General features: G+C 64.4%; 13 protein-coding genes and 1 pseudogene. 9 read left to right on the forward strand and 5 right to left on the reverse strand.

What is annotated here, in order from left to right:
* The 6 genes and pseudogenes from AX735_RS26690 to AX735_RS26715 all read left to right on the forward strand — a co-directional run.
* Positions 1–377, forward strand: a pseudogene (locus AX735_RS26690) (uroporphyrinogen-III synthase); the annotation flags it as partial.
* Positions 374–1,294 carry a mitofilin family membrane protein gene (locus AX735_RS26695; protein WP_066277502.1) on the forward strand — a complete coding sequence of 307 codons (921 nt, stop codon included), beginning with the start codon at positions 374–376 and terminating at the stop codon, positions 1,292–1,294. The pseudogene AX735_RS26690 and the gene AX735_RS26695, both read left to right, overlap by 4 nt.
* A 10-nt stretch (positions 1,295–1,304) precedes the next feature.
* Positions 1,305–1,934, forward strand: a complete 630-nt coding sequence (gene mobA, locus AX735_RS26700) for an NTP transferase domain-containing protein (protein WP_202189518.1) — start codon at positions 1,305–1,307, stop codon at positions 1,932–1,934.
* An 84-nt stretch (positions 1,935–2,018) separates the two neighbouring features.
* Positions 2,019–4,154: a PBP1A family penicillin-binding protein gene (locus tag AX735_RS26705; protein WP_066277507.1), complete on the forward strand. Its 2,136-nt coding sequence runs from the start codon at positions 2,019–2,021 to the stop codon at positions 4,152–4,154.
* Positions 4,155–4,329: 175 nt separating this feature from the next.
* On the forward strand, positions 4,330–5,301 hold the full coding sequence (gene corA / locus AX735_RS26710) for a magnesium/cobalt transporter CorA (RefSeq protein ID WP_066277514.1): 972 nt from the start codon (positions 4,330–4,332) through the stop codon (positions 5,299–5,301).
* A gap of 141 nt (positions 5,302–5,442) precedes the next feature.
* Positions 5,443–6,003, forward strand: a complete 561-nt coding sequence (locus AX735_RS26715) for a hypothetical protein (RefSeq protein WP_156447438.1) — start codon at positions 5,443–5,445, stop codon at positions 6,001–6,003.
* Positions 6,004–6,255: 252 nt separating this feature from the next.
* Here AX735_RS26715 and AX735_RS26720 read toward each other — a convergent pair whose 3' ends face one another.
* From AX735_RS26720 to petA, 4 genes are all read right to left on the reverse strand, one after another.
* Positions 6,256–6,921, reverse strand: a complete 666-nt coding sequence (locus AX735_RS26720; RefSeq protein ID WP_156447439.1) for a hypothetical protein — start codon at positions 6,919–6,921, stop codon at positions 6,256–6,258.
* Between the two features lie 292 nt (positions 6,922–7,213).
* Positions 7,214–8,056 carry a cytochrome c1 gene (locus tag AX735_RS26725; protein ID WP_066277524.1) on the reverse strand — a complete coding sequence of 281 codons (843 nt, stop codon included), beginning with the start codon at positions 8,054–8,056 and terminating at the stop codon, positions 7,214–7,216.
* A gap of 30 nt (positions 8,057–8,086) precedes the next feature.
* The gene (locus AX735_RS26730) at positions 8,087–9,382 is read right to left on the reverse strand and encodes a cytochrome b (RefSeq protein ID WP_066277526.1); all 1,296 of its coding nucleotides are present in this window, start codon (positions 9,380–9,382) and stop codon (positions 8,087–8,089) included.
* A 12-nt stretch (positions 9,383–9,394) separates the two neighbouring features.
* Positions 9,395–9,949 carry a ubiquinol-cytochrome c reductase iron-sulfur subunit gene (gene petA / locus AX735_RS26735; RefSeq protein WP_420542539.1) on the reverse strand — a complete coding sequence of 185 codons (555 nt, stop codon included), beginning with the start codon at positions 9,947–9,949 and terminating at the stop codon, positions 9,395–9,397.
* Between the two features lie 271 nt (positions 9,950–10,220).
* Between petA and AX735_RS26740 the strand changes: the two genes are divergently transcribed.
* From AX735_RS26740 to AX735_RS26750, 3 genes are read left to right on the forward strand one after another with little or no spacing between them, the layout of a single operon-like run.
* Positions 10,221–10,682, forward strand: a complete 462-nt coding sequence (locus AX735_RS26740) for a tRNA (cytidine(34)-2'-O)-methyltransferase (protein WP_066277530.1) — start codon at positions 10,221–10,223, stop codon at positions 10,680–10,682.
* Between the two features lie 27 nt (positions 10,683–10,709).
* Entirely contained in the window at positions 10,710–11,564 is an 855-nt protein-coding gene (gene hemF / locus AX735_RS26745) for an oxygen-dependent coproporphyrinogen oxidase (protein ID WP_066277533.1), read from the forward strand.
* A 4-nt stretch (positions 11,565–11,568) separates the two neighbouring features.
* On the forward strand, positions 11,569–11,967 hold the full coding sequence (locus AX735_RS26750; RefSeq protein ID WP_066277536.1) for a glyoxalase/bleomycin resistance/extradiol dioxygenase family protein: 399 nt from the start codon (positions 11,569–11,571) through the stop codon (positions 11,965–11,967).
* Between the two features lie 63 nt (positions 11,968–12,030).
* Here the strand turns inward: AX735_RS26750 and AX735_RS26755 are convergent.
* Positions 12,031–12,548 (reverse strand): OmpA family protein (locus AX735_RS26755; protein WP_066277539.1); only part of this gene is annotated, 518 nt, incomplete at its 5' end.

Consider the following 12,548-nt stretch of genomic DNA (forward strand, 5'->3'; position numbering starts at 1 on the left):
TGCTGCGGCTGGCGGGCGAGGACCGGGTCGATCTCCCTGCGTCGCGCCTGGCGATCGATACGCGCATCGTCTATCGCTCGCGCGCGCTGCCGATGCCCGATGCCCTTCGCGAGGCGCTGACGGGACCTGCGATCGTGCTGCTCCATTCGGCGCGCGCGGCACAGCATTTCGGCACGCTGGTCGACAGCGCAGGCATCGATCGTGGCCATATCAGCCTTGCACTGTTCGCTCCGGCGCTGGTCGATGCAGCGGGCGACGGCTGGGCCAGCGTGCGCATCGCTGCCGCCGCCGACGACCGCGCCTTGCTGGACGTCGTCGCCACGCTGTGCCAGCATGAGGCGGGACGCCAACAGGCGAAAAAGCCGGAGACCGAATGAACGTGGATACACCCCGCCAGGGAAGCCCGAGCCAGGCAAGCCCCAGCCAGGGGCAGGGGGCGAGCGGGCGCTCGCTGCTGATCCTGCTGCTGCTTGCCTTTGTCGGTGGAGCGGTGCTCTCCGGCTGGATCATCACCCGGTCGGGCTGGTTCGAAACGCCGGCCCCGCCCCAGGCTGCGATCGACCGCAACGTGATCACCGCCGATCCAGCCAGCCCGACCCCTGCAGCGGTCCCGCCGTCGATGGCGACAGGGATGCTCAGCGGCCCGGTGCCGCCCGGCGCGCTCGACCAGCGCGTGGCGGAGCTGGAGAACCGGCTGTCGCTGATCAACGTTCAGGCCCAGGCGGCGTCGGGCAATGCCGGGCGCGCCGAGGGGTTGCTGATCGCCTTTGCCGCGCGCCGCGCGCTCGACCGGGCATCCGCGCTGGGCTATCTGGAAGGCCAGTTGCAGCTGCGCTTCGGCACGGCGCAGCCCAATGCCGTGGCCACCATCATCCGCGCCTCGAAAAATCCGGTGACGATGGACCAGCTGCGCGCGCAGCTCGACGAGATCGGCCCCTCGCTGGGATCGGGCCGCGCTGCCAATGAGAGCTTCTGGGCGGCTCTGCATCGCGAGGCGAGCGAACTGTTCGTGATCGAACAGGCGGGCAAGGAATCGCAGACCCCGACCCAGCGCGTGCAGCGCGCGCGGCGCTATCTCGAGGCGGGCCGGGTCGAGGCCGCGCTCGGCGAGATCGAGAAGCTTCCCGGTCGCGCCAAGGCTGCGGACTGGATCGCCAAGGCGCGCAGCTATGCCGAGGCACGGCGCGCGCTCGACATCATCGAGAGCGCCGCGATCCTCGAGCCGCGCGGCCTGCGCGATGCGACCGGCCAGCCGATCGAGCAGCCATCGCCGCTGGCTCCGCCCGCAGGCTGAGGCCTGTCCGATGCCTGAACCATTGCAAGACCCCGTGATCGTGCTGCTCGCAGGCGGGCAGTCGCGGCGGATGCAGGGACAGGACAAGGCGCTCGCCGAGATCGACGGGCAGCGCATGATCGACCGGGTGCTGGCCCGGCTCGCACGCCAGGCAGGCACGCTCTGGCTGTCGGCCGCGCACGATTATGCCACGGGCCTTGACGTCATCCGCGACGAGGCCCGTGCACCCGCAGGCCCGGTCGGCGCGATCCGATCGATCGCGAGCGCACTGCGCGCCCGGGGCGGCGACGCGTTCGTCACCTGTCCGGTCGATGCGCCGTTCGTCCCCGACGATCTGGCCGCGCGGCTGATGGTCGAGGCCCCGCTCGCCATGGCCGAGGCAGATGGCGCGCTGCAACCGGTGTTCGCGCTGTGGAGCGCGCGCGCGGTGCTCCAGGCGCTGCCGCCCGATCGATGCCAGGAACGCTGGTCGCTGCAGCGGCTGGGCGAGGCCATCGGCACGCGCGCGGTGTGCTTTCCTGACGCCGGTGCCCTGATGAACGTCAATACACCGCAAGAGCTTGAAATCGCGCGCCGCCATGCGCTCGATACGCGTGGGAAACGGCTTGGCGAGGCCGGGTCAACGCGATATTCAGCATAGCGAAAGCCGAAAACCATATAGAGCGGCGCTTTGCCGCCGACACGCGACGCGGCACGCAGCAGGGAACACAGGGGCCAATCTGGCATGGCGGTGAAAGACAAGGGCGGCACGGCCGCACCCAGAAGCGGGGCCCGCCTCTGGTTCTGGCGCATCGTCAAGATCGGTGCCGCGACCAGCTTTTTCGGGCTGATCGCGCTGGTCGTCGCGGTGGCTACGGTGATGGGCTCGCTGCCCAGTTTCAACGATCTCAAATCCTCGCCCAACGGCCAGATGATCCTGGTCAAGGCCGCCGACGGCACCGAGATCATGCAGCTCGGCCCCAGTTTCGGCGAGTGGCTCGACATCGAGGACATCCCGCAGGTGATGAAGGATGCGATGATCTCGGTCGAGGACCGGCGCTTCGCCTATCATCCCGGCGTCGACGTGATCGGCATCGGCCGCGCGATCTTCACCACCGCGAGCGGCGGCGGACGGCTGCGCGCGACCTCGACCATCACCCAGCAGCTGGCGCGCAACATCTTCCTCAGCAACAGCCGCTCGTACACCCGCAAGATCCGGGAGGGCATCCTCGCGCTCGCGCTCGAGCAGAAGTTCAGCAAGGACCAGATTCTCGAGCTGTACCTCAACAAGGTCTATTTCGGCGGCGGCGCCTATGGCGTCGATTCCGCCTCGCGCAAGTTCTTCAACCACGATGCGACCACGCTCTCGCTCGCCGAGGCGGCGATCATCGCCGGGCTGGTCAAGGCCCCGTCGCGCTATTCCCCCACAGCCGACAGCGAGGCGGCGATCGGCCGCGCCGGGGTGGTGCTGCAGGTGATGCAGGATGTCGGCACGATCACGCCCGCGCAAGCCGCCGAGGCCGATCTGGACGCGGTGAAGTTCGCGCCGGAAAAGGGCCAGAATTCGGTGCGCTATTTCACCGACTGGGCGCTTCCACAGCTCGATACGCTGATCGAGGGGAATGACGAGCCGATCGTCGTATGGACGACGCTCGACCTCGCTATGCAGCGTGCAGGGACGAACGCGATCCAGGCCTATGTCCCCGGCGGCGCGCAGGGGGCACTGGTCGCGCTCGACCGCGACGGCGCGGTGCGTGCGATGGTCGGCGGCACCGATTACGTCACCTCGAACTATAACCGCGCCGTCAGCGCCTTGCGTCAGCCGGGATCGGCATGGAAGCTGTTCGTCTACATGGCCGCGCTCGAGGCGGGCTACAAGCCCGAGGACATCGTCACCGACGCGCCGATCACCATCGGCGGCTGGACCCCGCGCAACAGCGGCGGCAGCTATGCCGGCGACATCTCGCTGCGCACCGCCTTTGCCTATTCGAAGAACACCGTCGCCGCGCGCATCGGCGAGGATGTCGGCACCAGCACGATCGCCAACATGGCGCGCCGCTTCGGCATCACCACGCCGATCACCACCCTCCCCTCGATGGTGCTGGGATCGTCCGAGGTGCGCGTGATCGACATGGTACGCGCCTTTGCCGGGGTCAGCTCGGGCGGCGTCGCGATCGCGCCCTATGGCATCACCAAGGTGACGACGAGCAAGGGCGAGCTGCTCTACCAGCACGAGGCGGACATGAGCCAGGTGCTCGTGCCCCCCTATGTCACGGCGGGCATGACCGACCTGCTGCAGACCGCAGTCAATGTCGGCACCGGCCGCGCCGCACAGATCGGCCGGCCCGTCGCGGGCAAGACCGGCACGACGAACAGCAACAAGGACGGCTGGTTCCTCGGTTTTTCGAGCGGCATCACCACCGGCGTGTGGATGGGCCGCGACGATGCCCGGCCCGTGGGCGGCCTCCAGGGCGGCACCGCGCCCGCGCGCGCCTTTGCCGCTTTCATGAAGGTCGCGGTAGCCAAGCGCAAGATCGAGCCGTTCGAGACCGAGCTCAAGCTTCCCGAATCCGAGCTGGAGCCCGATGACGAGGCCTATTTCGGCTCGCCCGACGACGTGATCTTCATCGACGAGAACGGCAATCCGGTGGGCCAGGGCGAAGGCCTCAGCCCGCCCCAGACCGGCGGCGGCATCCCCGGCGATCCGCAGCAGCCCGAACGGCTCGACGAGAATTTCATCGACCGCGCGCTGGGCCGCGAGACGCAACCCCAGCGCCCGCAGGTCCGCCAGGCCGAACCGCGCCCGCCAGTGCGCAGACCGCCGCCGAACCCGCAGGACGACCGGGTCGCGCCGAGATTGCGCGAGGAAGAGGGGCAGTAGGGCGGTACGGCGCGCGACCGGTTTCAGGTGCGGGCGTTGGTGACGGTAATGGCGGAAACTGGGTGGCTTGCGGATTGGCGGCTCTCTCTTTGACGCTAGGATCGGCACTTGGATTGATAACTGGCCTTGCCTATAGAGCCCGAAATCAAACCCTTTGTTGAATTCAGGCTGACCGATGTTCCACATCTACGATACCCATGATGGAAAGCTTCAGCCTGTCAATGAACCACTTGCTTTGGTGGCAGAGGCACGCTGGATCGATTTGTTGCGTCCCACACCGGAGGATGAAGAACAGATCAACCGCTGGCTGGGCGTCGAAATCCCGGACCGTGAGGAAATGGAGGAGATTGAGATCTCCTCACGCCTTTATATCGAAGGCTCCACTGCTTTCATGACAGCGATCGTGCCGGCGTTTGGCGATGGGGACGAGCCGGAAATGGCGCCCGTTACCTTTGTGCTCACCCCCTCATCACTGGTGACCTTGCGTCACCATGAGCCGCGGGTTTTCGCGCTCATGAGCCAGCGCGCCGACCGCGGGCTTGCCAGTGCCGTCGACGGCGAGGACGTGTTCGTGCAATTGCTCGAAGCCATTGTGGATCGCCTCGCCGACGTACTTGAACGCTATGGCCGGGACATCGAGACGGTCGCCAAGACGGTCTTTGCCAAGACCGACATCCAGGCCCGCTCGCAAACTGATTTCGGCAAGGTCCTTTCCGACCTCGGACGGCAGGCCAACGCGCTTTCCAATATCCGTGACAGTCTGGTTTCGCTCGAACGTCTGGCGGCGTTCGCCACAACCCTGCTGCTCCAGCGCAAGAGCCGCAAGGAATTGCGAGAGCGGCTGAAGACGGTCGCCCGCGATATTCGTTCCTTGTCCGATCATGACGGCTTCCTGTCGCAGAAGATCAATTTCCTGCTCGATGCGACGCTGGGCATGATCAGCATCGAACAGAACGGCATCATCAAGATTTTCTCGGTTGCGGCGGTGGTGTTCCTGCCGCCGACGCTGGTGGCTTCGATTTACGGAATGAATTTCGAATTCATGCCCGAATTGCAGTGGCCCTATGGCTACCCGTTTGCGCTCGGGCTGATGGTGGTTTCGATGCTGCTGCCTTACCTCTATTTCAAGCGTCGCGGGTGGCTGTGAGGGCGCGTGCGGCAGCGGCCTGCTCTTATACTGCGGCTTGTCGCCGCCTGCCTCACGCTTTGGCTAGCAGGTCCGGCACACGCGGGCGGCGGCGCGCATATCGTCGATGACGATGCGACCCTGCCGGCCGGGGTCTGCCACGTGGAAAGTTGGCTGACCCTGTCCAGCGATGGGCGCGGTCTGGCAATTGCCAATCCGGCCTGCACGCTCAAGGGCCTTCCGCGTCTTGAGATTGCCGCTGCGGTCCAGAGGAACTGGGGCCAAGACGCCGCAACGTCAATCGCGCCAGCATTCAAGCTCAACCTGCGCTCCTTCGAGGAAGCGCCTGTCGGGGTCGCTGTCTCGGCAACGGCAATCTGGAATCCGGTCGATAACAGGATCGAAAGCACCGCCGTCACGGTCCCGGTCTCTGCCCGGGTGCATGATCGCCTCGTCATTCACGGCAATCTCGGCTGGATCAACACGCCCGGTGAGGCGGATCGCAATACGATTTTCTTGGGCGCTCAGGCCGAGTTCGAGATCGTGCCCGGCCTTCACCTGATGGGAGAGGTGTTCGGCACGGATCGCGGGCCGCCCGGTGGTCAAGCAGGCCTGCGCTGGGTGACCGACCGGGGACGGATCGACGTGGACCTGCTGGCAGGCCGCCGCATTGACGGGACTTCAGCCTCGGCTGTGACTGTGGGGCTGACGATCCGGCGGTAACGGAGGCCAACCAAAGTGGCGGGGCCAATGACTGATATGGGGTCGCAAGCAGAATGGCAGGTTTTTTCAGGAAACGCGCCTTAACAGACCCTAGCTCCGCTAAGCCTTAAGCGTGTCGAAAACTCCGCTATTTCGTTGGTGTGCACGCATGGCCCCCTCACCCAGCTTCGCCTAATTCGCTTCGCTCATAAGGCTTCGCAACCCTCTCCCTCGGAGGGGACAGGGGGGCTGCTCGCGCGGTCCCAGGCCAGATTAGTGACCATGATTTGAGGCGGCTGCATCATCGTAGCCTGACGGTGCCCCGCGATCGGGCTCCGGTGCGCGACAGTCGTCGCTTGTCTCGACATCCAGAAACGGGCGCTCGATGCAACGGGCTGCTCGCGCCAAGACAGCTGCATTTGTCACGTTGCCCTCGCCACCTGCTGCTATCAACGCATCCCGCGCGCGTTCCAGAGTAGCGCGATCGCCAGTAAGGTAGGCGGTAAACCCAGTCACGTATGTGTTCCAATCGAGCGCGGCATCCGGAGCCTGATCCGCTCGTCGGGATGCAGCGGCCAGCAGCGCTGCGGCTGCGCGCGTACCAGCATCTGCTCCGGAACGCGCGAGATTGCGCGACATGTGGAAGGTCGTGATCGCGTGCTGGCGGGTTGTCAGCAGCGGCCCTGCGGCGAGATAATCGCGGGCAGCCTCAACGGCTTGGACATAACAGCCTCGAGAGTTGTACCACATTGGCCCGCCAAGCTTCTGGGTATCAAACTCAAAGTCGTTCCATGAGCGAGCAGCATTACTGGTGCGGATCGCCAAGTCATAGCGACAAGCACTTGATGGCCGCACCTCCTCACTGGTGGGCGCGCCCTCACTTTGCGTATCAACCGTGGCCACTGTAACAAGAGCAAAGAACAGAGCTAGGAATGCCATGATGCATCTTTCTCTGAATCGAGCTGCTCTCGCAAGCGGTGTGTGGGATGTTGCTTGGAGCCAAGGTTGATGGACTGGGCGTCAACTCGGTGCCGCCGTTACAAGCTAGCTAGCGAGCGAGCGTCCGGAAAGGGCAAGCTTGCGATCAGCCGGTAGAAACTGAAACGGGGTCGCTTCCGGAACGGCCAGCTTCTTCGAGGACAGCTTGAACGCCGCACCCCAAACGCAATCCGGCCCGGAAGCTTGCGCTGCCGGGCCGGATCGTTTGTCAGTGCTGTGCGGCGTCAAAAGCTCAGTGCTTCACGCCCGCCCAGACGTTGCGATAGGCCATATAGCCGAGGCCCGTCGCGATGATCAGGAAGATCAGCACGGCCCAGCCGGTCTGGTGGCGCTTTTCCAGCGTGGGCTCTGCGGTCCACACCAGGAACGCGGCGACGTCCTTGGCCATCTGTTCGCGGGTGGCGTTGGTGCCGTCCGAATAGGTGACGATGCCGTCGCTACCCAGCGGGTTGGCCATCGCGATGTTTAGGTTCGCGAAATAGGGGTTATAGTTGAGGCCCGGTCCCGGCATCGCGTCGGGGAACTTCTTGGCGAGTTCCGCCGGCGGATCCTGATAGCCGGTCAGCAGCGAATAGACATAGGCCGCACCGCCGTGACGCGCCTTGGTGATCAGCGAAAGATCAGGCGGCAGGGCGTTGTTGTTGGCGGCGCGGGCGGCGGTTTCGTTGGCGTGCGGCGAGGGGATATAGTCCTGCGGCAGCGGCTTGCGCGTGGTCGGCTCGCCCGTGGCCGGATCGATCGACGGAGTCTGGGCGGGCCAGTTGGCAGCGATCGCCTTCACTTCGTCCTCGGTATAGCCCAGCTCGGTCAGGTTGCGGAACGCGACCAGACGCATCGAGTGGCAGGCCGAGCAGACTTCCTTGTACACCTGGAAACCGCGCTGCAGCTGCTGGCGATCGAACTTGCCCATCGGGCCATCGCTGCTCAGCGCCAGCTTCTTGGGGTGAAGGTGGAATTCATGTTCTGCCGTCGGCTGGGGCGGCTCGCTGATATAGGCGGCCGCGCCAACTCCGAAGGACACCAGCAGCCAGCCGCTGAAGAACAGCCCGACCAAAAATGCACCAATGCGAATCATGTCGAATGACTTTCCTTTTAGCGTCAGGGCTTATTCGGCGGGCTGCAGCGCAGGGCCGCCAACCGAGCCGGAGCTGTCCTTGCCGAGCACCGCTTCGGTGATCGAGAAGGGCAGCGGCTTGGGCTTTTCGATCTTCGAGATGATCGGCAGGATGATCAGGAAGTGTGCGAAATAATAAGCCGAAGCCAGCTGGCTGAGCATCACATAGGGTTCTTCAGCCGGTGCGCCGCCGAGATAGCCGAGCAGCAGCACGTCCAGCACCAGGATGATGAAGAAGGTGCGGAACAGCGGACGATAGTTGCCCGAACGGACGGGCGAGCGATCGAGCCAGGGCAGGAAGAACAGCAGCAGGATCGATGCGAACATCGCGAGCACGCCGAGCAGCTTGGCCGGCACGATGAAGAAGTCGAAGGTGAAGGCGCGCAGGATCGCGTAGAACGGCCAGAAATACCATTCGGGAACGATGTGCGCCGGGGTCGAGAGCGGGTTGGCCGGGATGTAGTTGTCCGGGTGACCCAGTGCGTTCGGCGCAAAGAACAGCACCGAGCAGAACAGGATCAGGAACACGCCCAGGCCGAAACCGTCCTTCGCGGTGTAATAGGGATGGAACGGCACGGTGTCCGATTCCGACTTCACTTCCACGCCGGTCGGGTTCGACGAACCCGGGATGTGCAGCGCCCAGATGTGCAGGATGACGACACCGGCGATGACGAACGGCAGCAGATAGTGCAGCGAGAAGAAGCGGTTCAGCGCGGCGTTATCGGGGGCGAAGCCACCGAGCAGCCACGTCTGGATCGGTTCGCCGACCAGCGGAATGGCGCCGAACAGGCCGGTGATCACCTTGGCACCCCAGAAGCTCATCTGGCCCCAGGGAAGCACATAGCCCATGAAGGCGGTCGCCATCATCAGCAGGAAGATGACCAGGCCGAGCAGCCAGATCATTTCGCGCGGCGCCTTGTACGAGCTGAAATAGAGGCCGCGGAAGATATGGATATAGACGACGATGAAGAAGAAGCTGGCGCCGTTGGCGTGCGCATAGCGCAGCATCCAGCCCCAGTTCACGTCGCGCATGATATGTTCGGTGGAATCGAAGGCGACCAGCGCGTTGGGCGCGTAGTGCATCGCCATGATGATGCCGGTCACGATCTGGATGACCAGCGCGATGCCGGCGAGCACGCCGAAATTCCAGAAATAATTGAGATTGCGCGGCACAGGATAGCCGCCGCCGATCGCACCATAGACCAGACGGGGGAGCGGCAGGCGCTCATCCAGCCATTTGGTCAGATCGGACTTGGGTTCGTAGTGCTTGGCCCAGGAAAAGCTCATGATCTATGCTCCTCAACCGATCTTGATGACAGTGTCTGACAGGAATTCATATTCCGGCACTTCAAGGTTCTTCGGCGCCGGACCCTTGCGGATGCGCGCGGCGGTATCATAATGCGAACCATGGCACGGGCAGAAATAGCCGCCGAATTCGCCCTTCACCTCACCGGCGGCCGCGCCCAGCGGCACGCAGCCGAGATGCGTGCAGACGCCCAGCGTCACCAGCCAGTTGGTCTTGCCCGGCAGCGTGCGATCGGCAAGCGACTGCGGATCGCGCAGCGACGCCACATCAACCTTGTCGGCTGCGGAAATCTCTTCCGGCGTCAGGTTGCGGATGAACATGGGCTGTTTTCGCCACACGGTCTTAATCGCCTGGCCCGGCTGCACCGCCGAGACATCGACCTCGGTCGAGGCCTGCGCCAGCACGTCCTTGCTGGGCGCCATCTGCGTGATCAGCGGGATCAGCACCGATGCGCCACCGACGCCAGCAAAGCTGACCGCGGCGATGTTGATGAAATCGCGGCGACGCACGCCATCGGATTCGACGGCAGCGGTGCCATCTTGATTCATCGTGACTTGTTCTGCCATGTCGCTAACCTGACCCTCAAGTTATTGAAAAGGATACGTTTTTTATCGATATAGGAAGCGGCATGGCACGGCTTCGCCCCTGGCCCGTCCGCATGATTGCGGGCCTGATAGACGCAAAATCGTCATCTTGCCAACAGGGAAATTGGCGCGCCGCAGCATCATTCCGCCGATTCTGCGCCGTCATGCCGTGCCGTGCACGCGCCGGACCGAGCAGGACAGGTGACAGCCGCGCCGCGCGCGCTATGAAGGGGCGATGCGCATTGCCCTGTACCAACCCGAAATCGCCGGAAATGTGGGAGCCATTCTCCGCCTGGCCGCTTGCCTGGCGGTGCCGGTGGAGATCATCGAGCCTTGCGGCTTCGTGTTCGACGACAAGCGGCTGAAGCGCGCGGCGATGGATTATGGTCCGCTCGCCGAGATGACGCGTCATGCCGACTGGCCAAGCTTTCAGGCGTTCGCGCGCGACAGCGGCGCGCGGCTCGTGCTGATGAGCAGCAAGGCCAGCACAAGCATCTACCGCACCGCGTTCCAGGACAATGACATCCTGCTGATGGGCTCGGAAAGCGCAGGCGTTCCGGATCATGTGCGCGACGCATGCGACCTGCAGACCACCATTCCGATGACCGCGGGTGTCCGATCGCTGAACATATCGGTTGCCACCGGGATTGCGCTGGGCGAGGCGCTGCGGCAGACACGAAGACTGGGTGAGGCATGATCGGCCATCACTATATAGGGGAGCGCGATGACTGACTGGACCGAACAGAAGCCCAAGGCCCGCGCGTGGTTTGAAAGCCTGCGCGACGCGATCTGCGCCGAATTCACCGCGATCGAACGCGAGGCGGGAAGCGATGCGAGCTTCGAATATACCCCCTGGGAGCGGACCGAGGCGGACGGATCGCCCGGCGGCGGCGGCGTTCGCGGGCTGATCAAGGGCAAGGTGTTCGAAAAGGCCGGCGTCAACGTGTCGACCGTCGAGGGCCGGTTCAGCGAGGAATTCGCCAAATCGATCCACGGCGCGGGCGAGGACCCGCGCTTCTTTGCGACCGGAATAAGCCTGGTCGCCCATATGTCGAATCCGCACGTGCCTGCGGTGCATATGAACACCCGTTTTCTTGTGACCACCAAGGCATGGTTCGGCGGTGGAGCCGATCTCAACCCGCCGCTGCCCTACGCGCAAGATACGGACGATTTTCACAGCCGGATGCAGGCGGCGTGCGACGCGCACAATCCGGACTATCATGCGAAGTTCAAGGCCTGGGCCGACGACTATTTCTATATCCCCCACAGAGGCGTGCACCGCGGCGTCGGCGGCATCTTCTACGATCATCTCGAATGCCCGGACGAGGCCGCGTTCGACGCGAATTTCGCCTTCACCCAGGATGTCGGCCGCGCGTTTCTGGACATTTTCCCCGCGCTGGTGCGCCGGCGGATGGGCCAGGAATTTTCGCCTGCCGAAAAGCACCAGCAGCTGGTCTGGCGCGGCCGCTATGCCGAATTCAACCTGATCCACGATCGCGGCACGTTGTTCGGCCTCAAGACCGGCGGCAATATCGACGCCATCCTGATGAGCCTGCCGCCCGAAGCGGTCTGGGAATGAGCCGATGACGATCGAGCGGCTCGACCATGTCAACATCATCACCGATGATCTCATGGGCACCGCACGCTTCTATGCCGAGCTGCTCCAGCTCGAGATCCGCCTCGCGCCGCCGCCGCTGACGCCCGACAATGCCCGCTGGGCGCATGACGCAGCGGGCAACGCGGTGGTGCATATCAACAGCACCGACTGCCCGCGCACCTATGACCGCGCGGTCACCCCCGGCCCGACCGGATCGATCCACCACGTCGCCTTCCGTTGCCGGGATTATCCCGCGATGGTCGCCCGGCTCGAGGCGCGCGGAGCGGACTATCGCGTCAACGAAGTCGAGGCGATCGGCCTCAAGCAGCTGTTCACGCTCGACCCGAACGGGGTATTGCTCGAGCTCAATTTCTTCGCGGGGTAAACGCAAAAAGGGGTGCGGCCGCTGGTGCAGCGCGCGCCCCTCTTGCGGGAATGGAGCTGGCTATCAGCCGTTCACATCGGCCTGGGTCACCGGGACGATGCGGATCTCGACGCGGCGGTTCTGGGCGCGTCCATCCTCGGTGGTGTTCGATGCGACGGGCTGCGATTCGCCGAAGCCGCGCGTGGCCAGGCGCGCCGACTGGACGCCGCGCGTGGTCAGATAGCTCGCCACCGACTGCGCACGGCGTTCGGACAGGGTCTGGTTGTACGCATCGCTGCCGGTCGAATCGGTATGGCCGTATACGTCGATATAGGTGCTCTCGTACTGGACCAGGGTCGACGCGACATCATTCAGCGTGTTGCGGAATTCGGGCTTCACAGCCGAGCTGTCGACATCGAAGGTCACCTGGCTCGGCATGTTGAGCAGCAGGCTGTCGCCGTCGCGGACGACGTCGATGCCGGTGCCAGCGGTCTTCTGGCGCAGTTCGCGCTCCTGCTGGTCGAGATAATAGCCGATGCCTGCGCCGGCCACCGCGCCAATGCCCGCGCCCACGATCTTCTCGGTCCGGTCGCGGCGACCAC

Source organism: Blastomonas sp. CCH1-A6 (assembly GCF_001556365.1).
In the GTDB taxonomy this organism is placed as follows: domain Bacteria; phylum Pseudomonadota; class Alphaproteobacteria; order Sphingomonadales; family Sphingomonadaceae; genus Blastomonas; species Blastomonas ursincola.

Excerpts from the sequence above, each read along its gene's own strand:
- AX735_RS26720 (WP_156447439.1), bottom strand. The coding sequence starts at position 6,921 with ATGGCATTCCTAGCTCTGTTCTTTGCTCTTGTTACAGTGGCCACGGTT.
- mobA (WP_202189518.1), top strand. The coding sequence starts at position 1,305 with ATGCCTGAACCATTGCAAGACCCCGTGATCGTGCTGCTCGCAGGCGGG.
- AX735_RS26725 (WP_066277524.1), bottom strand. The coding sequence starts at position 8,056 with ATGATTCGCATTGGTGCATTTTTGGTCGGGCTGTTCTTCAGCGGCTGG.
- AX735_RS26730 (WP_066277526.1), bottom strand. The coding sequence starts at position 9,382 with ATGAGCTTTTCCTGGGCCAAGCACTACGAACCCAAGTCCGATCTGACC.
- corA (WP_066277514.1), top strand. The coding sequence starts at position 4,330 with ATGTTCCACATCTACGATACCCATGATGGAAAGCTTCAGCCTGTCAAT.
- AX735_RS26705 (WP_066277507.1), top strand. The coding sequence starts at position 2,019 with ATGGCGGTGAAAGACAAGGGCGGCACGGCCGCACCCAGAAGCGGGGCC.
- AX735_RS26695 (WP_066277502.1), top strand. The coding sequence starts at position 374 with ATGAACGTGGATACACCCCGCCAGGGAAGCCCGAGCCAGGCAAGCCCC.
- petA (WP_420542539.1), bottom strand. The coding sequence starts at position 9,949 with ATGAATCAAGATGGCACCGCTGCCGTCGAATCCGATGGCGTGCGTCGC.
- AX735_RS26740 (WP_066277530.1), top strand. The coding sequence starts at position 10,221 with ATGCGCATTGCCCTGTACCAACCCGAAATCGCCGGAAATGTGGGAGCC.
- hemF (WP_066277533.1), top strand. The coding sequence starts at position 10,710 with ATGACTGACTGGACCGAACAGAAGCCCAAGGCCCGCGCGTGGTTTGAA.
- AX735_RS26750 (WP_066277536.1), top strand. The coding sequence starts at position 11,569 with ATGACGATCGAGCGGCTCGACCATGTCAACATCATCACCGATGATCTC.